Consider the following 25,924-nt stretch of genomic DNA (forward strand, 5'->3'; position numbering starts at 1 on the left):
TCGATCGCGCTCCGCCGAGCGCGGCGGACACGCTTGACATCCCCTAGCGGTTCTGCGCTTGCTTGCTCGCCGCGCCGGAGAACCGCTCAGGATGACCACCGCCGTCCGCACCAGCTCTCTACCCGCTCGCAACGACGTTCAATCGCTCCCGTCGTGGAAGCTGGTGTTGCCCCGAGGCGGCTATGTGTCCTCGATGGAGGCGTTCACCACGGCGATGGGCGTCCCTGGCTTCGTGCTGCTCGATCTGGGCACGCTGGCCGGCGGCAAGGACGCGCACCGCCTCCTCGGGCTGCGGTACCTCATCGCGAACGGCGAGGTGTGGAGGACGCACTTCGGCTGGCAGCGCCCCCTGGAAGCGGCGCTGCGCAGGGCGCTCCTCAACGAGGAGCGGGTGCAGGAGCACCTCGCGGCGGCGGAGGGCCTGCTCGCGCGGATCCGGGACACGCGCGCGGCGATCACGGCCGCGGACCGCGACGGGTTCGCGCGCTACCTGGAGGGCGGGCTGCTCCAGGCGCTGAAGCGCCGTGAGTTCGACGACGAGCGGCTCCTCAAATTCCTGATCCTGGAGCAGGACGAGCCCTCGCTCCGCGACAAGGCGGCGGAGCTCCTGCGCTCCCGGGCCGGCGACCTCCTGCGGGAGGACGCGCAGGCGCTGGATCTCCTGTACGCCGCCGTGCATCGCCTGGACAGCTACCCCGCCACGACGGTGAGCGCGGGCCAGCTCAAGTACGTCCTCGTCGCGGACAAGGGCGAGATGGGCGTGCGGGCGACGCGGGAGGCGATCGCGCTCGGCAAGATCCCGGTGGTCCTCTACAGCCTGCAGGACGACGCGAACGCGCTGCAGCTGCGGATCGCGCGGGAGGGCGGCGGGTTCGGCGTGGGGCTCGAGGGGAGCTTCCGCGAGAGCTACGCGAACTTCACCCAGATCGCGGACAAGGTGAGGGCCGAGTTCGAGCGGCGCTTCGGCGACGGCTGGCAGGAGGAGCTGTCGCGCGCGGGGCTCTACCCCGGGTACGGCCCGCTGGCGGAGAACGCCGCGGCCATCCGGCACTTCCGCCAGAAGAACATCGTCTTCGTCGGCCCGATGCAGGACGTGGTCGAGAGCGCCGGCGACAAGCGCAAATTCCGCCTGATGGCCCAGGATTTCGACCCGACCGCGGTGACGCCGGGCATCGTCATCGACAGCGACGATCCGGGCGAGATCCAGCGGATCGTCCTGGAGGCCCACGCGGCTGGGCGCTTCACGTTCCCGGGGCGGCTGAAGGCCGCCAACGGCGGCGGCGGCCGCGGGCAGGCCGTCATCCCGACGGTGGAGCAGGTGCCTCAGGCCATCCAGAAGGTCCTCGGCGAGATCAAGGCGTACAACTGGCAGCCGGGCGTGATGTTCGAGCAGAACATCCCGGAGACGATCCACCTGGAGGTGCAGGTGCTGCGGGATCGCTACGGCAACGCGCGGCACTTCGGCATGCGCGACTGCAGCGAGCAGCGCGCGAGCCAGAAGATCCAGGAGGAGGCGCCGCCGGCCCTGCTCCGGCGGTACCCGGGCCTGGAAGAGCGCATCTGCGGGCTCGCGGTGCGGATCGCGGACCGCGTGGGCTACGTGGGCGCGGGCACCGTCGAGCTGATGTTCAAGGAAGGGAAGTTCTACTTCCTGGAGATGAACACGCGCATCCAGGTGGAGCACCCCGTCAGCGAGGAGAGCTACGCCATCAAGCGGAAGCGCAGCCGCGTCCCCGTGAACCTCGTCGCGTGGCAGATGCGCATCGCGGACGGGCAACCCATCGATTTCGAGCAGGACCACGTGGTGCAGACCCACTGTAGCCGCGAGTTCCGCATCAACGCGGAGAGCTGGAATCCCGATCTCAGGGACTCGCGGGACGGTGGCAAAGGGCTGTTCTTGCCCAACGCGGGTATCTTCGATCGCATCGCGCTCCCCGACACCGACCCGATCCGCGAGGCGCTCGAGGAGAAGGGCCTCACCGACCTGAAGGTCCGCTTCGACTGCGGCTTCGAGGCGGGGGACGTCCTCGTGAACAAGGACCCCACGTTCGGCAAGCTCATCGTCTCCGTGAGCTGCAAGGACCCGGACAGGGCCTATGAGCTCCTGCGGCTCGCGTCCCTCGAGGTGCTGAAGAAGATGAAGATCGAGGGGCGGCAGGTGCGGCCCGACGGGACGCCCATCCAGGGCTCGCCCTTCAAGACGAACCTCCAGGATCACGTGCGCATCCTGAGGATGCCGCTGTTCAAGCGCCATTCGAGCGGCGACGACACCGGACGTCACGTCAACTGGCTCGTGGCCGCGTTCCGCCAGGAGGCGTGAGCCGGGGTAGGCAGCCGCGCTCCCCTGTGGGGTGAGCGCTGGCAGCGAAATAATCCGCGAACGCGCGGCCGTTCTCGATCGAGGGCGCGTCGCGGGGGATTCGTCCGGCCAGAGCAGCCTCGGTGAGGTGGTCTCGGACGACAAGAAAGAGGCAATTCAGATCGCAACAGGGTATGTGGCCAAGTACCCCGATGGCCCGTGCGAGGATGCCCAGCGGCTCATCTCCGGCGCGGACGGCGCCGCAGAGGACGGGCTTTGGCCGCCTGCCCCCGGCGCGCCCCCCGCGCCGGGATCTTCCCGCGCTCGCCGCCTCCGCGGTCGTCGTCCAGCTGAGCTTCGCCCTCCCGGCCGCGGCCGCCGAGCCGCGCGCCGTCGTGGCGATCACCGGCCGCGCCGCCGCGCCCGTCGCGCCGCGGCTCCCCGAGGGGGCGGCGCCCATCGAGGTGCGCGTCGCCCTGTCGCGCGGTGCGGCGGAGGAGGTCTCGAGCGTCCGCGTGCGGCGCCTGCTCGAGATCGAGCTCCCGGACGGCGCGGCGCTGGCCGCCGAGCCGGTCGGCCCGCTCGGCGACCGCGTCGCGAGCGTGTGGGTCGACCGGCCCACCGCGGCGCGCCTCGAGATCCAGGTGCGCCTCGACGGCCGCGCCGTCGTGCGGCGGCAGATCGCCGTCTCCGGCCTCACCTCGGACGTGGCCGCGCGGCTCGTCGCGATCGCCGCCTCCGAGATGATCCTCGCCGAGATGCGCCGCGCGCGCGCCCCGCGGCGGCCGCCGTCGCCGCGGCGCCCAACGCAAGACGAGGTCGAGCTCGCCTCGCGCGATCTCGACACCCTGTCCGTCTCGGCCGGGCCCTACGGGGCGATCGTCTCGGGCGGGCCGCGGGTGCTCGGCGGGGCCGGCCTCGCGCTCGGCCTGCGGCGCCTGCGGCTCACGGAGTCGCTGTTCGCCCGCCTGCTGGCCGCGCCGTCCGGCGGCGAGCCGCTGCGCTGGATCGAGGCGGGCTTCTCGGGCGACTACCGCTTCTGGCTGGCCGCCTCGTGGCGCCTCTCGATCGGCGCCACCGCCTCCGTCGCGTCGCTCAGGCTGCCCGCCGCCGTCTCCGTCGATGGCATCGCGGGCGAGCGCGACACGTGGTCCGCGCGCGCCGGCCTCGGGCTCGGCGTGGAGACCCGGCTGGGCGGCCCGGTGTGGCTCGGGCTCACGCTGGACCCGGGGATCGTGCTCCGGCCTGCGCCCTACGAGGGCGCCCGCGGGGAGGCGGGCGCCGTCGAGGGGGCCTGGCTGGGGGTCGGCCTCTCGCTCTCCACCGAGCGGCGCTCCGCGCCGCCGCGGTGAGGGTGCGGCGCTCCGCGCCGCCGCGGTGAGGGTGCGGCGCTCCGCGCCGCCGCGGTGAGGGTGCGGCGCTCCGCGCCGCCGCGGTGAGGGTGCGGCGCTCCGCGCCGCCGCGATGAGGCTGTGGTGCGGTGAGGGTGCGGCGCGGTGAGGGGGCGGCGCCGCCCGCTGGCGCAGATCCGCGGTATCTTGATCGCTGATGGATGAAGAGATCCTCGAGCAGCTGCGTGAGCGCTACACGTCAGGGAACCTGATCGTCTTCGCGGGCGCCGGCGTCTCGGCGGCCGCGGGCATGCCCACCTGGAAGCAGCTCGCCGAGAAGCTGCGCGACCGCGCGCGGCGGCGGAGCGCGGACCAGGCGGTCATCGACGAGATCCAGCAGTACATCTCCTCGAACCAGCTCATCAACGCGCTCTCCGCCGCGAGGCTCGCGCTCGGGCCGCAGGACTTCAACTGGACCGTCGACAAGGAGCTCGACGACACCGGCCGCGACGTGCCGGCGCTGGCGCGGGCGATCGCCGCGCTCAAGCCGAAGCTCAAGGCCGTGCTCACAACGAACATCGATCGCTTCCTGGAGCGCGCGTTCCAGGGCGAGTGGCGCATGGTCGATCGGCCGGCGGGCGACGTCGCCATGGACAGGGGCTTCATCCTGAAGCTGCACGGCACGCTGCGGGCGTGGGACACCTGGGTGTTCTCGCGCGACCAGTACGACCGGGCGATCTTCGGCTCGCCCCTGCTGCAGGACGCGTTCGGGGCCCTCTACCGCACGCACTCCATCCTGTTCGTGGGCTTCGGCCTCGCCGACGACAACATCGACCAGACGCTCGCCCGCGTGCGCGCGCTCTCCGGCGGGCAGCCGCCGATGCACTTCGCGCTGCTCCCGAAGGGGGTGCCGCCGTTCCGCCGCCGGCTGCTCGAGGAGTCGGGCGTCCGGCTCATCGTCTACGAGAACCAGGCGGGCGATCACGCGGAGGTCGTCCAGGTCCTCCTCGGCCTGGAGCCTGGCGCGGCGGCGCCGCCGCATGCCGCTGCGCCGCCGCACGCCGCTGCGTCGCCGCATGCCGCTGCGCCGCCGCACGCCGCGCCGCGGGCCGCGCAGCCGTCGTCGCCCACGTTGCCGTCCTCGCCCGTGGCGGCACGCGCGCCGGGCGCGGGCGCGACGGCGGCGCCGCGGCCGGTGCGCGTCTTCTTCTCCTACGCCTCGCGCGACGAGGAGCTCCTCGCGCGCCTCGAGGCGCACATGACCCCGCTCCGGCGGGAGGGGCTGATCGCGCCGTGGCACAGCGGGAAGATCGGCGCCGGCGAGGACACCGAGCGCGCGATCGGCGAGCAGCTCGAGGCGGCCGACCTCGTCCTCCTCCTGGTGAGCGCGAGCTACCTCGCGTCCGAGCAGGGCGACGCGCAGGTGGCGCGCGCGATGGAGCGGCGCGCCGCGGGGCAGGCCGTGGTCGTGCCGATCCTGCTCCGCCCCTGCGACTGGGAGACGACGCGCTTCGCCGAGCTCCAGGCGGTGCCGCGGGACAAGAAGCCCGTGAGCAAGTGGCCCGACGAAGACGAGGCGCTCCTCCAGGTGGTGCGGGAGATCCGCGCGGTCGTGACGAAGCTGCGCCCGTCGCTGAGGTGAATCTGCGCGCCGCTCGCCCGAGCGGCGGCCCTGCCGCGCTCGGGCGGCGGCTCCGTGATGCGCGAGCATGCGCGAGCATGCGCGAGCGGCGGCCTGGCCGGCGCCGGGCGTATTCCGTACTCTTCCGCCTCATCGACTCGTGAAGGATCGCCGCTCCGCGTGATCGGCGCCGGGCAGCCCGGCGTGCCCGGAGGGCTGTCTGGATTTTCTCGCGCTCTTCCGGGCCTCTGGCCTTGTCGCGCTGCGCGCGCCGCAGCGGGCGCGGATGCACATCGGGACGCGCATGCGGCTTGCTATGTCCGCTGGGCGCACAGCGCGAACGAGCGGAGAGGTGGCCATCGTGAGCCCATTGCACAGAGAACGGATGGTGACGGCGCGCGAGAGCAGCCAGCCCGAGGCGCGGTTCGCCGACGAAGAGATCCCACCCGAGTCGGGCCGCCAGCCGGCCGTCTACACGGCGCGCGGCGGGCCCACCGGAGAGCCCTGGCCGGAGCGCGCGCCCGTGCTCACGCCGGAAGAGGCGCGCGAGCTGTCCGAGCGCTGGAGCGCGATCCAGGCGGGCTTCATCGAAGCGCCGCGCCTCTCGGTCGAGCAGGCCGACGCGCTCGTGAACGAGGTGATCCAGCGGGTCACGCAGAGCTTCCGGGAGGAGCGCGCCGCGCTGCAGCGCCTCGTCGACGGCGAGCCCGGGCGAGCCGAGGCGTCGACGGAGGAACTCCGGCTCGCGCTGCGCAGGTACAGAACGCTGCTCGGGCGCCTGCTCGCGTTCTAGCGCTCACTCCGCCCGCGCGTGAGGCGACACCTCCGCCGGGCCGCCGCCGACCGCCGCGAGGACGCGCTCCACCACCGGCGCGTGTTGCGCGAGCAGCCGGGACGGCGCGACGCCCAGGGTCACGATGAGCGCCAGGATCGACAGCAGGACGGCCCGCTCGCGGAACAGGAGCGGCGTGATCGCGGCGGCGCTCGCCCGGCCGCGCGGGATCGGGCCCAGGAAGGTGCGCTGGAACGCGCGGAACATCGTGATCCCGTTGAGCGCCGTCGCGCCCAGCATCATCACCGCGGGCACGGCGTGCACGTGCAAGATCCCGTGCAGCAGCAGATCCTCGCCGATGAACGTCAGCGCCCCCGGGAAGCCGATCGCCGCGAACGCGAGCAGAAAGAAGAAGGCGGCCATGCGCGGCGTCCTCGCCACGAGGCCGCCGAGCTCCCTCATGTCCGCCGTGCCCGTCCGCGCCTCGATCGCCCAGACGACCATCGCCACCCCGGTGACCGCGATCGAGAGGCCGAAGCTCTGGATCAGCGCGCCGCTCACGCTCTGCGGGGTCATCGACGCGATCCCGAGCAGCACGAGCCCCTTCTGGCTCGCCACGAGGTACCCGATCATCCGACGGAGATCCGCCTGCGTGAGCGCGAGGATCGCGCCGTGCACGGCGCTGATGAGCCCCAGCACGGCGAGGAACGGCATGTGCTCGGCGCAGGCGTCGGGCAGGAGCGGCACCGCCACGCGGACCAGCACGCAGACGCCGACCTGCATCTCGGCGAGCAGGACGGTCACGCCGATCGGCCCTCGCTCGAGCAGCACCGGCAGCCAGCCGTGGAACGGCACGGCGGCCATGCGCATCAGCACGGAGATGCCGACGAGCGCGAGCAGCGGCGACTGCCACGCCTCCGGGATGCCGGCGCGGGCGACCGCCTGGATGTCGAACGGCAGCGCCGCGCCGCGGCGCGCCGCGAGCGCGGCCATCATGCCGATCCCGAGGACGAGCGGCGCCGCGCCGCCGATCAAGAAGATGCGGTAGGTGCGCCGGAGGAGCTGATCGGACGCGCCCCTCCCGGAGGTGAGGCGCGCGCCCGGCAGGAGCGCGGCGACCCACGCCACGGCGAGCACCGCGAGATCGGTCGCGCAGTAGACGCCGAGGATGGCGCTGCCCGTGGCGAGCAGCGCCGCGAGGTTCGGCCGGTCGAGCGCGGCGCGCGGGCCCGAGGCGATCAGGGCGAGCAGCATGAAGCCGAGCAGCGGCAGCAGCGAGGCGCTGAAGCCGTCGAGGCCGAGGCGGAGGCGCACGCCGAGCAGCGGGATCGCCGGGCCCATCGCGTCGAGGGCGACGCCGCCGCCTGCGTGGAACACCGCGAGCGCCACGAGCGCGAGCAGCAGGGTGAGCGCCGCGCCGGCGAGGGCCACGCGGCGGGCGGCGTCGTCGCCGCGCGCGCGGGAGGCGGCCAGCGCGGCGAGCGCAGGCGCGAGGACGAGCGCCGAGAGGAGCAGGAACATCGTCATGATCGCGCCCCCTTCGCGCCGGCCGCGGAGGCCGGGGCGGCCGCGGGAGCCGCCGCCCCCGCGCGCTCGCCGAGCGTGAGCCCGGCGACCGCGCCGCCGGGCTCGCGCTCGCCGACGCCGCTCAGCGCGGCGACCCAGCGGCGCTCGAGCCGGTCGAACGCCTGCCCGAGGCGCATGCACGGCGCCGCGATGAGCCGCTGCTGCAGCGCCTCCACGTGGAAGCGCTCGAGGGCGAGCCAGTACACGCGCCGCACGAGCGGCGCCGGCAGCAGGCGGGAGGCGATCCCGAGGTGCGGCAGCGGGTCGCCGGCGTGCGCGGCCCGGATCTCCTGCGCGTCGCGGAGCGCCGAGGGCGCGCGCAGCATCTGCAGGCACCGCAGGCACGCGTGCGCGAACAGGTGCACGAGCGCGAGCCTGTAATACCCGAGCCCGATCTCCACGAAGATGATCCCGACCTGGGACATCGTCGCGTACGCGAGCGCGCTCTTCACGTCCGCCTGCACGCGACCCACCAGCGTCCCGTGGACGGCCGTGAGCGCGCCGACGACGGCCACCGCCGCGCTCGCCGCGGGCGAGCGCTCGAGCACGGGCGCCGCGCGCAGCATCAGGTACACGCCCGCGTGGATCGAGATCGCGCCGTAGAAGAGCGCGCTCGAGGGCGTCGGGCCCTCCATCGCCCTCGGCAGCCAGCTGCCGAGGGGGAACTGCGCGCTCTTGCCCATCGCGGCGAGGAAGAGGCACAGCGCGAGCGCCGTCGCCCCGGAGGCGCTGATCGCGGCGGTGGGCCCGGGCCAGGCGGCCCCGCCGAACACCTCGCCGAAGCGGGAGGAGCCCGCGATCTCGTGCATCAGCACCACGCCCACGAGCAGCCCCACGTCGCAGAGCCGGTAGGTGATGTAGACCCTGAGCGCCGCCCGCGCCGGCGCCGCGCGCTCGTGGAAGAAGGCCACGAGGAGCACGCTCGTCGCGCCCACGAGCTCCCAGCCGACGAAGAGCAGGTCGAGGCTCCCCGCGGACACGAGCGCGAGCATGCCCACCGAGGACAGGGCGAGGAGCAGGAAGAACCGCGCGAACCCCGCCTCGCGGTGCAGGTACGCGACCGAGAACCTGCCGGCGACGAGCGCGATCAGCGAGACGAGCACCATCATCGTCGCCGACAGCCGGTCGACGAGCAGGACGACGTCGAACGCGTAGCCCGACGCCTCGAACCAGTGCCCGAGCTCCACCGGGAGGAAGGCGTAGGGCGAGAGGACGGACGAGCCCCAGACGACGAGCGAGGCGGCGAGCGAGAGCGAGAGCGAGGACAGGACGACGCCCGACACGACCCGCTCGCTCGGCGTGCGAAGGAGGAGCAGGAAGGCGCCGAGCGCGGCGAAGGCCGCCGCCGGAGAGAGCACCGCGAGCGCGGTGAGCTTGCCGAGGACGAGGTCAGGCAGCATGGTCGGCGATCTCCAGGGAGGGCCGCGAGGGCGTGGCGCGGATGATGGCGGGCGGGACGAAGCCGCTCTTGCCCGCGTACCAGTCGAGCGACCGCGCCACCTCGGGCAGCGGGCGCTCCGGGGGCGTGAACGGCGCGAAGGCGCCGCGGGTGAAGCGCGCGATCTGGCCCGTCGCCGGATCGAGGCAGGCGAGCTGGATCCAGCCGCTGTGGATGAGCTCGCGGAGCGCCGGCTGCCGCGCGCAGATCGCCGCGGCCGTCTCCGTGCTCGTCTCCACGACGGTGAGCATGCGCACCGGCTCGTGGATCTCGATCATCTGCTTCGGCAGGCCGGTGCGCAGATCGCTCAGCGCGCCGTCCATGACCCCGAGCAGCGAGGCGAGGTTGTGCGGGAGCTTGGTGCCGGCGCCGTAGCGGAGGTTGTCGACGCGGGAGAAGTAGTACTCCAGGTTGATCCCCGCCCCGACCGGCCCGGCCGAGAGCAGGACGCGCTCGAGGATCGCGCCGGAGGGGTCCTGCGTCGGGTCGTACGAGACGAGGAACACCCGGCGGTCGAGGAACAACCCGCGGGTGAGCTCGCGGCGGCCGATCACGCAGACGGCGTTGGTGGCGTGGCCGAGCTCGGGCCGCGCTTCGCTGAGGTCCACGGCGCGCGCCTCGACGTGCGCGAGCGCCTGCTCGGGGCTCAGGCGCGCCGGGGCTGACGCGAAGCGACGGCAGCGCTCGTGCGCGTGCCGCTTGCGCGCCTCGCCGAGGGCGCCCTTGAGCGCGGCGATCTCGCCGCGGTGCGACGCCGGCGCGAGGTGATCGTCGTAGAGGACGATCTCCTCCGTCGTCGTGTTGTTCATCCCGCCGAGGAAGAAGGTCCCGTCCGGGATGTCGATGCCGCGCTCGCGGAGCTGGGCGCGCACCTCCCGGTCGTTGGCCATGGCGGCGAACAGCCGCGCGTTCGGGCCGCCGTGGCGGCCGCCGCACGCGCCGCAGTCGTACGCGGACTGGTGCGGGTTGTTCACGCTGATCGAGCCGTGGCCGAGCATCACCACGAGCGGCGCGAAGCGCCGGGTGAGCCCCATGAGCTCGAGCGTCGCCGCCACCCGCGCGGCCTTCTCGGAGGCCGTGAAGGCCGCGCCTCCGCGGCCCTGCGCCGCCCCCTCCTCGTCCGGGCTGTGGAGGTGGGTCGGCACCGCCGGCAGGAGGCGGCGCTCGAACGCGCGGCGCAGCCGCGCGTACGCCCGCGGGAAGAGGGTGCGGCCGACGAGCGGGATCGTGGAGAACAGCCCGAGGGTCGGCGTGAGCAAGACGCCGCGCGAGAGGGTCCGGGTCCCGTGCCCGAGCGCATGGACGAAGCGCGCCCAGCGCCTGCGGCGCGCCTTCCGGACGAGCGCGGCGCCCTCCTCGCGGGGCCGCTCGACGATCTCGTGCGACGGCGCGACGTTGACAGGGCAGAGGCTCGCGTGGCCTGCGTCGTCGAGCCCGCGGTAGCGGATTGGCACGCCGAAGAACCCGGCGATGCCGAGGGTCTCGTGCCGCGGGGAGAGCTCCTCGAAGTGCCGCCGGAGCCCCTCGCAGCGGTCATCGATGCAGAGCGCGACCTGGAACCGGGGCGAGCGGACCGCGCGCTCGTCCGCCGGACGGCGCAGGTTCGCCGCGATGCCGTGCAGCACCTCGACCCGGTGGTGGTGCTCGTAGGCCTCGTGCAGGAGGCGCCGCCGCGCCGTCTCGTCGAGCCCCTCGAGCACCTCGAGCGCCCAGACGCGATCCGCCGCCGAGAGCGGCTGGACCTGGGCGACCGACAGCCCAGCGAGCTGGGCGAGCTGGAACAGGCGGAAGGGCCTGTCGCCGTCGTGCGAGCGCGGCGGCGGCTCGACGGGCCTCGCGGCGCGCCGGGCGTGCTCGGCGAGCCCCGCGAGGGGCCCCCGGTACCCGAGCCTCCGGCGCGCCACGTCGCGCAGCGCGTACCGGGCGAGCGTCAGGCGCACGGCGAGGTACTCGATCAGCGACGCCGGCGGCGCGCCCGCGGGCCGGTCGCTCGGCGTGTGCTCGAAGCGGTGGACCATGCCCGCCCAGCCCGGCAGCTCGAGCAGCACGCGCGTCACGTAGCCCTCCCAGCGCGGCTCCGCGACGCCGAGGTCGCGCAGGGCGGCGACGGCCACGGCGGCTGGCGGCATGTTCGCCCCGATCGCGCGGAGCTCCGCGTCGAGCCCGGCGAAGTGCGCGCCGGCCGGCCTCGACCCCTCCAGCACGAGGCCGCGGAACGCGCGGAAGAGCCCCTGCGCGCGGTCCGGCATCGCCCAGTGCGCGACGCCCTCGTCGAGGTAGGCGCCGAGGAGCCGGATGAAGGGCGGATCGATGAGCTCGGCCGGATCCTCCCCCGTGATCGCGAGCAGGAGATCGCGGTGCGATCGATCGACGCCCACGCGATCGACGAGCGGCGGCTCGGCGGGCTCCGTCGGCGGCAGCGGCACGCCGCGGCAGGCGTCCCAGAGGGCGAGCGCGGCGCGGGACTCCGGGTCACGGCCGCCCTGGTCCAGGAGGCGCGCGGCGGCGTGGGGACGCTCGGCGAGCCAGCGCTCCGTATAGACGAGGAGGCGGTGGTACGGCCCGGACGGCAGATCGGGCCGGAGCTCGCGCGTCGCTCCCGTCTCGGCGATGCGCCACCCCAGCCCCGCCTGGGTGGCGGTCTCGATGGGGAAGCGCAGCGCGAGGCGCTCGATCTCGATGCGTGACAGCGGACCTCGGCGCTCGTCAGGCACCTCGGCGAAGCGCTCGGCGAGCGCCGCCTCGATGTCCTGGTCGTCGATGCGGCCCGACGCGATGTGCGCGCGGAACTCCGCCTCGGAGAGGTACGGCTCTGCCTCGAACAGCGCGCTCGCCGCGGCGAGCGCGTCGTGGAACGGCAGGTGTTGAAACGCGTGCAGCGTGTTGTGGTGGACGAACACGCCGATCGGCCCCTGTGCTGGCAGGAAATGACCGACGTGCTGGAGGAGGGCGCGCAGTCGCTCTTCTGGAGCTTCGCCTGCGCCGAACGTCGAACCTGGCTCGTTCATGTCAATCGTGGAGTGTAATTGTCGTTCAAAGTTGCCTCATGCCTGCCGTGCAAGCTCAGCGGCTCATCGCGGCTGCGAGCACGACCTTCTTCCGCGCGGAGAGCGGGTGCGACGACATCGGACCGTGGTCGTCGAGGCCCGAGAGCGTCAGCCTCCGTCCCTCGCGCTCGAGGGTGGCCTTGAGATCGTGCAGGTTGGCCATGACCGTGTGATCCACCAGGCGGGTGTCGGCGAAGTCGATCTCGACGGCCGTGGCGTCGGGGTGCCGCGCGAGCCTCCGCTTGATCGAGAGGTAGTTGCTGAAGACGGCGGCCTGCTTGACGCGCAGCACCAGCCGCCCGCCGTCGACGCGCTCCTCGATGTCGGGCCGGAAGAGGCTCCGGATCGGCGCGCCGTTGAGCACGTGGATGAACATCTCCACGGCGATGCCGGCCGCGACGCCCACGAGCAGATCGGTCGCGATGGTGATCACGGCGGTGGCGACGAAGACCACGAGCTGCTCCTTGCCGATGCGGAACGTGTGCACGAACTCCCTGGGAGAGGCGAGGCGGACGCCCGTGAAGGTGAGCATCGCGGCCAGCGCGGCGAGCGGGATCCTGTGGATGAGCCCCGGCGCGAAGGCGACGAAGACCAGGAGGAACGCGCCGTGAAAGAAGTTCGAGAGCCGGCTCCTCGCTCCGTAGCCGATGTTGGCGGAGCTGCGGACGATCTCCGAGATCATCGGCAGCCCTCCCAGCATGCCCGCGACGAGGTTGCCGACGCCGGTGGCGAGCAGGTCTTTGTCGAGATCAGCGCTGCGCCGCTCGGGATCGAGGGAGCTCACCGCCTTCGCGGACAGCAGCGACTCGATGCTTCCCACCAGGGAGAACATGAGGACATACTTGAGTGACGCGGACGAGGCGACCTGGCTGAAGTCCGGAAAGGCGATCGCCTGCACCAGGCTCCCCGGCAGGTTGACGAGGAACTTTGGCCCGATCGTGTAGATCGAGTCCGTCACCGAGAAGGTGTACGTGTGCCTGTGCTCGAGGTCGAAGACCAGCGCGAGCGGCATCGAGGCCGCGAGCACCAGGAGCGGCGCGGGGATCTTCTGCATCCATCGTGTTCTCCTGGCCAGCGCCGGATAACCGAACAGGAGGACGAGCGACAGGACGCCTATCAGGGCGATCGCGGGGTTCAGCCGGACGACGCTCGCCGGGATCTCCAGCAGCAGGGGGAGCGGCTCCTTGGCCGCCGGGGTGACGCCGAGGAGCGTGTGGATCTGCTTCGAGCAGATGATGATCCCGATGGCCGCGAGCATGCCGTGCACCACCGCGGTGGGGAAGAAGTCGCCGAGGGTGCCGGCGCGCGCGAGCGCGAAGGCGATCTGCACCGCGGCGGCGACGACGATGCACGCGAGCGCGCGGCGGTAGCCCGCCGCGTTGTCCCCGCCGCCGAGCTCCTGAACCGCGCCGAGCGCGATGACGATGAGCCCCGCTGCCGGGCCTTTGATGGTGAGCTGCGCGCTGCCGAGCCAGGTGGCGATCACGCCGCCGACGACGGCGGTGAGCACGCCTGCGATGGGGGGGAATCCGCTCGCCATGGCGATGCCGAGGGAGAGCGGGAGCGCTATCAAGAAGACGAGGAACCCCGAGACGAGATCGCTCTTCCACGTGGATAGCGCAGGTTCTGGTGGTGGGTCCGGGATCTTGGGCACGGGCATGGTGGTTTTCGACCTTCGGATGCGCGGGCAGGACGAGAGTCCCGCAGTCGCCGTTCCGGCCGCTGGTGGGTTGTCGCCCAGGCTCGTTCCAGGCTCGTCGCACACGTGGCCAGCGCGCCGGCGAGCCGCTGTTGCGGCTCGTCTCCACGCCGGTCCTTCGCGGCGGACCTCGGACGATCTCGGGCGACGCGTTCCTAGGAAACGGTGCGGCTCGTGTCCAGCACCGGACCACACGAAATTCGGGGTTGCCGCCCCGACGCACCTGCGCCAGATCATTTTACCACAAACGAATCGGCGCGCCGTGCCTGCGCGCGAATGCCTGTCCCCTACCCAGATACCGAGATACCCAGATACCGAGATACCCAGATACCCAGATCGCCGGTACACCGAGTCCGCGCTGGCCCGGGCACCACGGCACTCCGGCGCTTCGCATGGGGCGCAATACTCCCGATGCCGGCCAGGGACGGCGTCGGTGTCGCGCTCCCCCTCCTGAACGAGCCGCACGACCCGCCCTCCGCGCAGCGCTGCCTCGGCGCGAGCATCGAGCGCGCTCAGCTCTCCTACCGAGGGGTACCGCTCCTCGAAGGGGCGCTCCTTGGGTCCACCGCCCGGGCCCGCCGGTCCGCGGATCGGGCCGTTCGACCAGCGCGGCCGAGCCTCGGAGTGGCCTGCGCGCGGCGCCCTGTAGCGGGGGCTCTTCGCTTCTGGCATGGTCGCCGCCATGCTCGTCCGCAGCGCTCTCCCCTCGGTTCCACGCGGTCCGCGGCGCGACGCGCGCCGCCTGACCGGCCCCGCGCTCGGGCGCTGCGCGCCGGCGCTGCTCGGCGCCGCGCTCGCGCTCTCGCTCGGGTGCTCCGGCGCAGCGCCGGCCCCCGTCGCGCGCCCGGCGCGGGTCGTGAAGACGCCGCCCGCGCAGCCGAAGGCGCCGGAAGGGCCGCCGCTCCTGCCGGCCCGCGTGATCGCGGAGCTCGACGACGAGGACGCGACGCCCTACTTCGTCCGGCGCGGCGACGAGGCGCTGCTGCTCCACGCCGCGGGAGGGCGCTGGAGAACGCGCCTCCTCGGCGCGGACGGCGCGCCGCGAGGGGACACCGTGGACGCGGGGCCGGTCGCCGCCGACGTGCCCGTCGCCGCGCTGCGCGCCACGCCGCAGGGCTACCTCGCCGCCTGGATCGAGCAGATCGAGGGGAGCCGCGCGGTGCGCGTGCTCGCGCTCGACCCCGCCGGCAAGCCGAGCGCCCCGGCGAGCCTCGTCGCGCAGACGGCCGAGGAGATCTCGTGGCTCGACGTGCTCCCGAACGCGCAGGGCGCGCTCGTGCTGTGGGAGATGCCGCGCGAGGCCCAGGGCGACGCGGCTCGCGCCGGCGTCGCCCACCCCGGCGTCGCCCACCCCGGTGTCGCCCACCCCGGTGTCGACCGCGTCGACGTGGTCATGACGGTCGTGGCGCAGGGCAAGGGCGCCGCGATCAAGCCGACGGCGCCCGCGTCGGTCGCGCGCGAGGTGCTCGGGTGGCACGCGGTCGCCACCGAGCGGGGCGCGGCGGTCGCCCTCGTGCTCCCGCCGGCCGCGCCGCGCGGCCGAGGCGAGGGCAAGCCCGCGCGCAAGGCGGAGGCGGCGGACGCCGCGGAGGATGGGAAGCTCGGATCCGTCGCGCTCCTGGAGATCGACGCGGCCGGGAAGGTGTCGGCGCCGGTGGTCGTCAGCCCCGAGCCGACGGCGCAGATCGATCTCGAGATCGCCTCCCTCGGTGGGCGTTACCTGCTCACCTGGACCGACGAGCGGGACATCGACGGCGCCGTCTACCTCGCGGCGGTCGAGCCGGGCGGCAAGGTGGTGGTGGCGCCGCGGCAGGCGACGTCGCCGTCCGGCGAGCAGGCGCTCGTGTCGCTCGTCGCGCCCTCCCAGGGCGGAGGCGGGCGGGCGCTGCTCGCGTGGGAGGACCTGCTGCGCGCCCGCGGCGGCGAGGCCGGCGGCGCGGGCGCGCGCGGGCCGGGGCGCCTCATCCACCTCGCGTCGGTCGGCCCGGACGGGACGCTCGGCGCGGAGCGGGCGGCGCTCGTCTTCAGCGCGAGCGGGCCGCCCGACATCGTGGCCGACGGCGACGGCTTCGCCGCGGTGACGCTCGCGCCCGCCACGCTCAAGATGGCGCGCGACGGGGCGGCCGCGCCGCCGGTCTGGCCGACGTTCGTGCGGTTCGGCCCGGATCTCTCGGTGCGGGCGGCAGAGCCGGTGCGCGCCGCGCCGTTCGCGGCGACGGACGGCGTGCCGTACCTCGTGCGCGGGCTGACGTGCCACGCGGGCGCGTGCGCGACGCTGGCGAGCGCCGCGCCCGGCGCGCCGTCTGGCGGCGCTGGCGGCGCGGCGGGCGCGCGGGCGCCGCTCGCGCTGGTGTCGCTCCCGGTGCGCGAGAGCGCGTGGCGCGCGCCCGCGTTCCGGGAGGACAAGGACCCGCCGCCGCGCGCGACCGCGGTGCGCGCGCTCGCCGAGGGTGACCCCATCGCCGAGGTCGCGGCGGTCGAGCTCGACGGCGGCGCGGCGCTCTCGGCGTGGGTCACGTACTTCGTCGAGGGCGCCTCGGACGCCGCGCCCCGCGGGCAGGAGGTCTCCGCGACGCTCGCGGTGCGCGCCGTGTCCCCGGGCGGCCTCGGCAAGCTGAGCGTCCTCTCGCAGAAGGCGTCGTCGCTCGGCGGCGTCGCGATCGCGGCGGCGCCGCCGCTCCCGGCCGACGCGAAGGGCAAGGGCGCGGCGCAGGGCGAGAGCGTGATCGCGTGGGTCGCGCGCGAGCGGGGCGAGACGCAGGTGTACCTGACCAAGGTCGACGCGACGGGCGCGAAGGTCGCGCAGAAGAAGCTCACCACGGCGCCGCGGAAGAAGCAGGGCGGCGCCGCGAGCGAGGCGTCCGACGTGGCGATCGCCTACGACGGCGCGGGGGGTTTCATCGTCGCGTGGATCGACACCCGCGACGGCAACGCCGAGGTGTACGCGGCGCGGGTGGACCGCGCGCTGAACCGGACGGCGCCGGACCGCCGCATCACGAACGCGCCGCTCGACGCGGCCGAGGTGCAGATCGCGGTGCGCGGCCAGGAGGTGTGGCTCGTGTGGTCCGACGCGCGCACGGACGGCGGCGCGGCTGCGGGCGGCACGGCTGCGGGCGGCGCGGCTGCGGGAGCCGGAGCAGCTCGCCAGGGCGGCGCGGCTGCGAGCGGCGGCGCGGCTGCGGGCGGCGGCGCGGCTGCGGGCGGCGCGGCTGCGGGCGGAGCGGCTGGCCAGGGCGATGAGCCCGTCGGCGACATCTTCCTCGCGCGGCTCGACGCGAAGACGCTGCAGCGGATCGGCGACGAATCGCGCCTCCATGCGTCCTCGGAGCACTCGCGCAGCCCGGTGCTCGCGCCGCTCGAAGGCGGGCTCTTCGTCGGCTGGATCGACGAGCCGGCCGACGAGTCCGGCGGGGGCGCGGGGGCCGGCGGGCGCGCGCGGCTCGTGCGGGTCGACGGCAACGGCGCGGTGCAGGGCCCGCCCGTCGTGGTGAGCGGCCCGGACGGCGCGGCGGTCTCGTCGCTCGCGCTCGCGTGCGACAAGATCTGCCGCGGCGTGCTCGCGTCGGCCCCGGGGGACGCGGTGGAGCTGAACGCGTTCACGCTGGCGCCCGGCGACGTGTCGGCGCCCTCCCTGAAGCCGCTGGCGTGGCTGACCGGCGGCGCGTCGCAGGACGTGTCGCCGGCGTTCGCGGGGCGGTCCGGCGCCTCGCTGTTCTTTGCGGACGACGCGGTGAGCGGCTCGGGGCGCGTCCGGTGGATGACGATCGCATGGCCGTGAGCGGCGCAGATCGCGCTCGCCGGCGGCGCGCCGCGCCGCTGCGCGCGGGCGGGCTCCTCCTCGGGGCGCTGGCCTCCGCGCTCGGCTGCCCCGGGCCGCCGGAGGTGCCGGTCCCGCCGGCGCGCAAGCCGGCCGGCGCGGCGGTGTTGCCGGGCTGCAAGGACAGCGGCTGCTCTCAGGCCGGGGCGCTGCTCGCCGCCGCGCGGGCGTTCAGCGACGTGCGGCACGACTACCTCCTCGACACGTCGAGCGCGATGGTGCCGGGCCGCGGGCTGTCGAGGAGCGCGGCGGGCGCGTTCTCGCCGGTCGGCCTTGCTTGCGCCCGTCCGAAGGCGGAGCCGGTGGCGCCCGCGGTGACGGGCGCGCCCGGGGCGGCGGCAGCGCCCGCGGCGCAGACGGTGGCCGCGATCCCGGCGGCGACGGCGGCGCCGGGCGCACCCGCGCCGGCGCCGGGCGAGCGCGCGATCGACTTCCGTTACGTGGGCATCGCCGTCGACTCGGTCCTCGTCGGCGCCGACGTCGATCTGCCGGCGTACTTCAGCGCCGGTGGGACGCTCGACCGGCGCCGGCTGCGGCTGGTCGCGATGGCGCTGGTCGCGGACGAGGATCCGCAGTTCTTCGAGCCGACCGAGAGCGTGGTGCCGGCGGCGGCCGGCGGCTGCGCCTGCGGTCGCGCGACGCATTTCATCGGGGCGGTGAAGCGCGGCGCGATGGTCGCCTACGAGACGGACGTGACGGCCGGCGAGGCGCACGGCACGGCGCTCGGCCTGTTCAAGGCCCGGCTCGAGGCGGGGGACCGCCGGGTGACGATGACCTCGGTCGGGGAGCTGGCCATCGAGGGCGTCGAGGGCGCGCCGGTCGCGGGCGCGAAGGGAGGCGGGCAGGCGTTCGGCGCGCTGCGGATGGAGGTCAAGAAGGCGGTGCCGCTGGCGTACGCGATCTACCCGGTGGCGGACGTGTGCCGCTTCTCGCTCGCCGAGCCGGAGATCGCGCCGCTGCCCGTCGACCTCGGCGTGGTGCCGTACGGCGCCACGGGGACGGCGCAGGCGCTCATCACGAACCGGGCGCAGGTCGATGTCCGGGTGACCCACGGCGAGCGCACGGTCGAGGTGCCCGCGCACGGGAGCGCGGAGCTCGCGTTCTCGTGGACGCCGGAGGGCGCGACGGCCGGGTGCGAGCGTCAGACGCGGCGGGACACGTTCGTCGTGCAGCCGAAGGACGCGTCTGCCCCGGTGGTGCCGCGCGAGCGGGCCGTCGTGGTGCCGCTCCAGGTCACGACGGGCATGCCGACCTTCTCGAAGCACGAGCCGATCGCGACCGAGACGGGGCGGTCGCCGGACTACGGCCGGGCGAGCGTCGACTGGACGTGCCCGGCCGGCTACGTGGTCGAGCAGTGCGAGCCGCAGCTGGCGAGCTGCCTGTCATCGACGGGGAGCTGCAGCGCCGAGGGATACCGGCTGACGGCCGAGGCGACCGCGGACGGGCGGGGGTGCGCGTTCCGGTGCACGGGGCCGAGCTCCACGATATGGGGCGACCACGGGTGCTCCTACACGGCGGCCATGGTGTGCCGGCTGGGGTGCAACTAGCGCTACGGCCGCGTGTCGCGGAGTCTCCGCCACCTCGAGGGCGACTGCCCGCGCGTGCTCAGCCGGTCACTGGCGCGGGGAGCGCCCGAGCGGGCGCGCGCCGGGGGACGAGCCCCCCTGCGCCGGGCCGCTCTCGTCCGCCCCCTGGAGCGCTATGCTCCCAGGCTTGAAGAAGATGCTCCTGAGCTTGCCCGCGAGCTGGTCGAAGGCGCGGAGCGCCATCACCTCGTAGACCCGGTCATCGGGAGGCGCGCTCGCGAGGTTGGCCCCCAGCCCTGCCGTGCTCCTGTACTCCACGGTGAACTCGTCCGGGGGCATCACCTTCAGCTTGAAGTCGAACGCGTCGCGCTCTCCGGGGATCCGCATGGTCCCGTCGAAATCGACCAGGATGCCGACGAACGCTCGTTCGCTGCGCTCGCCCGAGTACATGGTGCCGGACCAGCCGACATCGTAATGGATGTCGATCGTCGGAACGCTCGGATCGACCCTGGCTGCGCCGGCGTCGTCGGTCAGGCGCTCCCCCTGCTTGAGCTCGAGGATGTCCGTCGGGAAGACCCGCTTGAAGCCGGCCGCCAGGTTGTTCACGATGGCCGCCTCGCGAGGAAGGGAGTGCTCGACATCGAAATGCTTCGCGACGGGCGCCACGCCCGCGCCCCGCGGGCGGAGGGCCTGCGCCTTCTGCTGCAAGACCACATCCAGCTTCGCGAGCATGTCGGTGGAGGGCGGGTCGAAGCGGACCTCGACGGTCGACCGCTCGCTCTTCTCCAGATACGAGATCAGCTTCTCCATGAAGCTCAGCATGACCGGGTCCGACGTCGAGGCTTGCGCTCGAAAGTCGGCCAGCGTCTTCGAGAAGAGCGCATGGACCGCGGCGCGCGTCTCTCCCTCCACCACCGATCCCGGGTACTTCTTGAGGACGGCGCGCAGCGCGGTGACGCTGCCCTCGCGCTTTGCTTCCGCGAGCGCGGCCCGGGGGAGCAAGCTGTTCTTCACTTCATCGAGGTGCCTGCGGCCTGAATGGACATAGCCCTCGTAGGCGAACTCGCTCCCTACCTCCTTGGCGCTGCGGAACATCGCCTCGTCGCTCAGGAGGTTGCGCACGTACCACAAGGGCAGCGCGAGGATCACGGCCACCAGCGCCGAGGCGCCCGCGATGACGCCGGGGTGGAGGAACGACGGCATCGTGCCCACACGCGGCGCGTGGCCGCCCGCCGCGTGCGGTGGCGCGTGTGGTGGATCGACGGCCACGAGCCTGTCCCAGGCGTCGTCGCGCCGGACCTCGAAGAACGGATCCAGCGCGATGAGCTGCTGCACGTCCCTCGACGCGAACGCGGCCCGGAGCGCCTGCCGGGACCACTCGAGCTCGCCGATCTTGGCCTGGACCTCTGCCTGTGAACGGACGTCGAACGACTGGCTGACGTTCCCCTGGAAGCTGAAGGTGATGCGCGAGTGGGTGTAGACCCCATTCGTGTGGTGGTGTACCGCGCCGACGTTCACGAGATCCGACATCGGGATCATCGTCAGCCTGGGCCCCGTCGCGTCGACGTAGTCCGCCGGCAAGAGATACCGGCCCGCCCTGAACGGGAGGGTCGACTTGAACCTGAGCCGCTTGATGGCCATCAGGGTCGACACGAAGAGCAGGAAGAGGCCGCCGGCGTAGCCGAGAAGGTGCCCCGTGCCCTGAACGCCCGACCAAAGCGATCCAAAACGATTGCAGACGAGCACCAGGGTCACGGCGGCGGCGGCCAGCGCGAGGAAGCTCCACCCGAGGATCCCCGCGCCTGCGCTCGTCGGCGCGGAGAAGATCGGCCTGGGCGCACCCTGACCCTCGAGGCACCGGACGAGCCGATCGCGGACGGGATCGGGCAGCGCATTGAACATGACATGTCGTACAGGCATGGCACCCCCAGGCAATCAGGAGACGCTATCATCGGCTCTGCGTGCGCGGCAATCGCGATGTGGAAAATTACGCTCTGGCGAGCCGCGTCCGGCAGCGTGGTCCGAGACCCCGCCCATCCAGTTCACCTGACGCCACAACCGCGACGTGGTCGTGCCATCCAGAAAAACCGAGTAACTTTAGCAGATAAGCGTGTCTCGTTGGGCTCAGCGGTTACTCCTGTACGCGCCGCCCGGATGGGGCGCACGGCGGCGATGAGCTCGCTGCCGCGGTCGAACGAAATCGCCGAAGGAGCCACCTGCACGATGTCCGAGCCGCCGTGCTCGTCGAGCAGGTCCGCGCGGTCGAGATGGTGCATGAACGCTCGACCGTCGTTGCATTAGCAGACGGCGCGGTTCACCGTGCTCGGCGACGCCTCGCTGGCATCGCGATCCACGGCCGCTGGGGTTGACAGAATGGCACGGAATAGCCAGTCACGCCCGGGCTTTTCATAGCCGATGACAGACAGCGAGGCGCGCCTCCGGAGGAGGCTGAAGCATCTGGGCGTCGGGCTCGCGGCGACGGCCGCGCTTCTGGTGCTCTTCCGGGCCGGCGCATCGGCTTGGGGGCAATCCCGGCTCCGCGATTACGTGGATGCCACCGAGGCCGAGTGGGACGCAGAGCGCGCGCAGATCCGCGAGCGCGCGCGGGCCGCCCGCGAAGGCTCCGCGGGCGAGGACTGCGGGGCGAGCTATGCGAGAATACCGATGATCCCGCTGAGCCCCCTTTCCCAGATGGTGGAGCAAGCGATGGAGGCTGGGCCCAGCGCGCCGCTCTCCCCCGAGCTCCTCGCCGTCCTCGAGCGGCAGCGCCCGGCGCTGGACGCCTTCCGGCAGGCGGCGCGGTGCTCTCACGTCGAGCTGGCGAAAGACGAGCCGTTGGGCGATCTCGCGCCGGTGTGGCCGGCGCTGAGCGCGAGCCGACTGGTCTTGATCGAGGGGCACGCGCTCGCGGCCAGGGGAGACGCGCGCGGCGCCCTTGATCGCTATCTCACCGTGGCCAAGGTCAGCGCGGACATGTCCGCTGGGTCGCACACCGCTGTCGTGAGCAGCGCGTTCGCCGCCACGCCCGCGTACCGCGGCATCGCCGCGCTGGTCGCCGGCGCGCCACGGCTTGCCCCCGCGGAGCTCGCCGAGCTGGACCGGGCGCTCGCGGAGCGAGGGCGCCACCTGCCGCTGCTCTCCGACGCTATCCGGAAGGAGCGCTTGGACCTCCGGAAGACGGCCGTGGGCCTGAGCGAGGGAGGCACTTCCGCCGAGGAGATCCCTTTTCGCGTGACGTCCGCCAGCGCGCTCTCGCTCACCCTGGTGCTCCCGGCGGACGCCGTGTTCGGCGAGGGCATCCCCCAGCTCGACGCACGGCTGCGGCGCGCGGAGCAGATCGCGCTCGATGCGCAGCGCGATCCGTCTCAGATAGGGCGATTCCGGGAGCTCGCGAACGACTCTCTCGCCGCCGACGCCACCCCGTTCGGCAGTTTCCGTGACCCTGAGTTTCTCCAGGACCTGGCGCGGCGGGATTGCGCCCTGCGAGCGTCGTATCTCCTCGCGCGCGCGGCCGTCGAGGCGGAGCGGGCGTATACGGACGGCGGCTACCCCGAGGCGCTCCCGGCCCTCGCGCAAGACCCTTGTGGGACAGGACCTCTCGTGTACAGAAAGAGCCCGGACGGCGGCGGTTACAGCCTGTTCAGCGTGGGCAAGGATGGCAAGGCAGGCGGTCCGCGCGCCGAAAACGGCAGGATCAGCGAGGGCGACGATCTCGTCGTCACCCGGCGAGGAGAGGGCAACCGGTAGCGGGCGTTCAGGCGGCGGAGCGCTCGTCCCTCCGCCACTCCCAGCCGCCGGGATGGACGGAGACGAGCTGGTGGACGGCTGCGAGGGGCACGGCGATTCCGGGGGTCGTGTTTTGTTGGAGGCACGTCCAGCGGGAGACGAGTGCGACCCGTGTTTTGTTGGAGGCACGTCCAGCGGGAGACGAGTGCGACCCGTGTTTTGTTGGAGGCACGTCCAGCGGGAGACGAGTGCGACCCGTGTTTTGTTGGAGGCACGTCCAGCGGGAGACGAGTGCGACCCGTCTTCGTGCTGGAGGGGGAGTCAGCCGGAGGTGGCTGCGACCCGTCTTCATGCTCAAGGCGCACCCACCCGGACGCGAATGCCACCCATCTCCCGCATGCGCGAGCCAGCTCCTGCCCCGGCGGGCGCCCTCATCGGGCCGCCCAGATGGCGAGGAGCGCGTACGCGATCGCCACGGCCTGGATGATCGCGAAGCTCAGGAGCCCGGTCGGCAGGAAATCGAAGAAGCCGAACCGGATGGGCCTGCCGTCGACGTCCCGCAGGTCGGCCCGCTCGGTGAGCGCCTGCGCGAGCGGGCCCGACGTCGCGGCGGTCAGGAAGAGCGAGCTGCCCGCGCAGACGGACAGGGCGAGGCCGACATACACGGCGGGCGCGGGCAGCCGCTCGGCGAGCGACTCGGCCACGTCGAGCAGCGCCGCCATGCTGGGGCCCGCCGAGAACAGCCCGGTGAGCACGCCGGCGAGCACGAGGAACGCGACGAGCTGCAGCGACGGCGCGACCGGGAGCCGCGCCAGCGAGCGCGAGACCTCCTCGAACAGGCCGGTGCGCCGCACCGCCGCGACCATCACGAAGAGCGAGAGCAGGAAGAGCACCGCCTCGATGTCGAGCCCCGTCCGCGCGAGCCGCTCGCCGAGCCTGCGCGACGCGAGCAGCGCCGCGCCGGTGCCGAGCCAGCACACGAGCTCGGGGCCGACGCCGAGCTCCGCGGGCAGGAACAGCCACGCGACGACCATCGCGCCGAGCGACGCCGCCGCCGGCACGAGGAGGCGCCGGTCGGTCCGCACCCGCCGGTGCAGCGCCTCCATGGCCGCGCGCGTGAGCCGCGCCGAGACCGGATCGCGCGGCACCCCCGCGGTCGGGCGCACCACGGCGCGCACGACGAGGAGCAGCACGGCGAGCGCGCAGAGCGTCGCCGGGGCGGCCCGCGAGAGGTAGCCCCCGAACGTCATGCTGCCCCGGCCGAGCAGCAGGATGGCCGGGAAATCGCCGATCGGCGTGGCGGCCCCGCCGAGGTTGCACGCGACGAGCAGCAGGCCGAGCAGCCAGGAGACGTACCGCTGGCGCGTGCCCATCAGCTTGAGCAGCACGTGCAGCACCGGCAGGACGAGCACGAGCGCCGTGAGGTTGTTGACGACGCCGCTCACGACGTACATCGCGACCGAGAACACGAGGAGGACGCGGAAGGGCTCGGCGCCGCTCAGCCGCGTCGCCGCGACGGCGAGCCGATCGAAGAGCCGCGAGGCCGCGAAGAGCTGGGACAGGAGCCCCAGCGTCACGAGGATGACGAGCACGTCCCACGGCACGTCGGCGAGCAGGAGCGGCGTTGTCGCGACCCCGAGCAGCGTCGATGCGAGGCAGGCGAGGCCCGCGCCGCCCGTCACGATGAGCACGCGGCGCGACGGCAGGAGCGCCTGGAGCAGCAGCGCGCCGAGCAGGACGGTGAAGAGCGCGGCCTGGGGGGCCGTCACGTCGCCTCGATCGCCTTCGCGAGCGCGCGCGGGTCGCCCGCGCCGGCGGCGGCGACCTCGGGCGCGGGGGCGCGCGGGGCCGGCCCGACGAGGCAGGAAAAATCGGCCGAGCTCGTCTCGACCATCCAGCGCGGGTACACCGTCATGGGCCGGCCGAGGATGTCCCAGCCGATCAGCGAGCGGAACTGGGTCCGCACGTCGGGGCCCGAGACGCGCAGCCACGAGGGGCTCACGTGCGCCGCGTGCCCGTCGGTGCCGTAGACGAACGTGAGCAGCGCGCTGCTGCGCCCGGCCCAGCGGTGGAGCTCGGACAGACCCACCGGCGCGATGAGCCCGTCGTAGTTCGCGAGCACGCGGCCGAAGTCCGTGTCGAGCCCGCCCGCGTCGGTGACGAGGCCCGCCTCGACGCCGGAGAGCCGCGGTACGAGCGCGTCGAGGCAGTCGGCCTCCAGCCCCACGACGAGCAGCCGGGTCACGCCGCGGAGCGCGTCGAGGACGCCCGCCAGGTCGAGCGGCGCCTCGGCGCCGCCGGAGAGCCACTGCTCGGCGACGAAGTCGAGGACGGGGAACTCGCGCCCGAGCTGGTCGCGGGCCTCGCGCGCGAGCGGGGCGCCGCCTTCGCCCATCAGCTCGCGCAGGAACAGCCGCGCCGCCGAGCGCATGCCCAGCTCGGCGGCCACCATCCGGAACGCCTGTCCGAGCGCCGGCGGCAGCGCCATCAGGCCGGCTCCGCCCCGGCGCGGGCGCGCTCGGCGCGCGCGAAGAGGGCGTCGAGCAGGCAGACCATCGCGGCGTTGGCGAGCGCGTGGTGCGGCGGGCCGTCGGTCAGGCAGTCGACGAGCGCCGCGAGCTCCGGCGAGCCCTTCGGGGCGAGGCGCGTCAGCGGCGCGAGCGGGATGGCCAGCGGGTAGTCGTGCTCGCTGCCGCGCGCGAGGTGCGGCGGCAGGCGGATCGGGACGGGCAGCGACTCGCCGCTCGGCGCGCCGCCCGCCGGCGGGCCGAGCTCCTCGAGCAGCAGACCGAGCAGGCAGACCAGCGTGTAGCTCGCGCCCCGGTGATGGACCGGGCCCTCCCCGACGATGCACCGGACGACGAAGGCGCGCTCCTCCGCGTCGGGCATCCAGGGGGCGAGCAGCGCATCGAGCCTCGCGGGGCGGATGAACGCGGACACCACGGAGGAGGGCAATGAAGGGTAGCGATGGCCGGGGTCGCGAGGCGGTCGGTGCGGAGGCATGAGGGCACTCCAGCGTAGCTGCCCGGAAGGGCCTGGATCCAGGCCTGATCTCGCGCGCCAGCGGCACAGTGCGGACGCG

General features: G+C 73.6%; 16 protein-coding genes. 7 read left to right on the forward strand and 9 right to left on the reverse strand.

Going from position 1 to position 25,924, the window contains the following annotated elements; translation table 11 throughout:
- The first annotated feature begins 91 nt into the window (after positions 1-91).
- The 4 genes from WMF44_RS46805 to WMF44_RS46820 all read left to right on the forward strand — a co-directional run bounded on the left by WMF44_RS46805 (position 92) and on the right by WMF44_RS46820 (position 6,044).
- Positions 92-2,320 carry a biotin carboxylase N-terminal domain-containing protein gene (locus WMF44_RS46805; protein WP_437296528.1) on the forward strand — a complete coding sequence of 743 codons (2,229 nt, stop codon included), beginning with the start codon at positions 92-94 and terminating at the stop codon, positions 2,318-2,320.
- 191 nt (positions 2,321-2,511) lie between these two features.
- Entirely contained in the window at positions 2,512-3,651 is a 1,140-nt protein-coding gene (locus WMF44_RS46810) for a hypothetical protein (RefSeq protein ID WP_437296529.1), read from the forward strand.
- Positions 3,652-3,847: 196 nt separating this feature from the next.
- Positions 3,848-5,272, forward strand: coding sequence for an SIR2 family protein (locus tag WMF44_RS46815; RefSeq protein ID WP_437296530.1), 1,425 nt, complete (start codon positions 3,848-3,850; stop codon positions 5,270-5,272).
- Positions 5,273-5,612: 340 nt separating this feature from the next.
- Positions 5,613-6,044: a hypothetical protein gene (locus WMF44_RS46820; protein WP_437296531.1), complete on the forward strand. Its 432-nt coding sequence runs from the start codon at positions 5,613-5,615 to the stop codon at positions 6,042-6,044.
- Between the two features lie 3 nt (positions 6,045-6,047).
- Here WMF44_RS46820 and WMF44_RS46825 read toward each other — a convergent pair whose 3' ends face one another.
- The 4 genes from WMF44_RS46825 to WMF44_RS46840 are packed head-to-tail and all read right to left on the reverse strand — an operon-like array spanning position 6,048 to position 13,734.
- Positions 6,048-7,550: a complex I subunit 4 family protein gene (locus WMF44_RS46825; protein WP_437296532.1), complete on the reverse strand. Its 1,503-nt coding sequence runs from the start codon at positions 7,548-7,550 to the stop codon at positions 6,048-6,050.
- Positions 7,547-8,989, reverse strand: a complete 1,443-nt coding sequence (locus WMF44_RS46830; protein WP_437296533.1) for a proton-conducting transporter transmembrane domain-containing protein — start codon at positions 8,987-8,989, stop codon at positions 7,547-7,549. Before WMF44_RS46830 ends, WMF44_RS46825 begins: the two co-directional genes overlap by 4 nt.
- A complete protein-coding gene (locus WMF44_RS46835) occupies positions 8,979-12,035 on the reverse strand; it encodes a YbcC family protein (protein WP_437296534.1) in 3,057 nt (1,018 codons plus the stop codon). The genes WMF44_RS46830 and WMF44_RS46835 overlap by 11 nt, the downstream gene beginning before the upstream one ends.
- A 55-nt stretch (positions 12,036-12,090) precedes the next feature.
- A complete protein-coding gene (locus WMF44_RS46840) occupies positions 12,091-13,734 on the reverse strand; it encodes a SulP family inorganic anion transporter (RefSeq protein ID WP_437296535.1) in 1,644 nt (547 codons plus the stop codon).
- Between the two features lie 721 nt (positions 13,735-14,455).
- Here WMF44_RS46840 and WMF44_RS46845 point away from each other — a divergent pair.
- Positions 14,456-17,551 (forward strand): hypothetical protein, encoded by a 3,096-nt coding sequence (locus WMF44_RS46845; protein ID WP_437296536.1) that lies wholly within the window; start codon positions 14,456-14,458, stop codon positions 17,549-17,551.
- The gene (locus WMF44_RS46850; RefSeq protein WP_437296537.1) at positions 17,548-19,137 is read left to right on the forward strand and encodes a hypothetical protein; all 1,590 of its coding nucleotides are present in this window, start codon (positions 17,548-17,550) and stop codon (positions 19,135-19,137) included. Before WMF44_RS46845 ends, WMF44_RS46850 begins: the two co-directional genes overlap by 4 nt.
- Before the next feature lie 66 nt (positions 19,138-19,203).
- Here WMF44_RS46850 and WMF44_RS46855 read toward each other — a convergent pair whose 3' ends face one another.
- Positions 19,204-21,036: a hypothetical protein gene (locus WMF44_RS46855; protein WP_437296538.1), complete on the reverse strand. Its 1,833-nt coding sequence runs from the start codon at positions 21,034-21,036 to the stop codon at positions 19,204-19,206.
- A gap of 122 nt (positions 21,037-21,158) precedes the next feature.
- Complete coding sequence (locus tag WMF44_RS46860) at positions 21,159-21,392, reverse strand: hypothetical protein (protein WP_437296539.1); 234 nt, start codon at positions 21,390-21,392, stop codon at positions 21,159-21,161.
- A gap of 139 nt (positions 21,393-21,531) precedes the next feature.
- On the opposite strand from WMF44_RS46860, the gene WMF44_RS46865 reads away from it, so the two are divergent.
- Positions 21,532-22,863, forward strand: a complete 1,332-nt coding sequence (locus WMF44_RS46865) for a hypothetical protein (RefSeq protein WP_437296540.1) — start codon at positions 21,532-21,534, stop codon at positions 22,861-22,863.
- Between the two features lie 410 nt (positions 22,864-23,273).
- Here WMF44_RS46865 and WMF44_RS46870 read toward each other — a convergent pair whose 3' ends face one another.
- The 3 genes from WMF44_RS46870 to WMF44_RS46880 are packed head-to-tail and all read right to left on the reverse strand — an operon-like array spanning position 23,274 to position 25,845.
- On the reverse strand, positions 23,274-24,611 hold the full coding sequence (locus WMF44_RS46870; RefSeq protein WP_437296541.1) for an SLC13 family permease: 1,338 nt from the start codon (positions 24,609-24,611) through the stop codon (positions 23,274-23,276).
- Entirely contained in the window at positions 24,608-25,330 is a 723-nt protein-coding gene (locus WMF44_RS46875) for a hypothetical protein (protein ID WP_437296542.1), read from the reverse strand. The genes WMF44_RS46870 and WMF44_RS46875 overlap by 4 nt, the downstream gene beginning before the upstream one ends.
- A complete protein-coding gene (locus tag WMF44_RS46880; protein WP_437296543.1) occupies positions 25,330-25,845 on the reverse strand; it encodes a hypothetical protein in 516 nt (171 codons plus the stop codon). Before WMF44_RS46880 ends, WMF44_RS46875 begins: the two co-directional genes overlap by 1 nt.
- Between the last annotated feature and the right edge of the window lie 79 nt (positions 25,846-25,924).

This window comes from Sorangium sp. So ce426, assembly GCF_051475585.1.
In the GTDB taxonomy this organism is placed as follows: Bacteria; Myxococcota_A; Polyangia; order Polyangiales; family Polyangiaceae; genus Sorangium; species Sorangium cellulosum_B.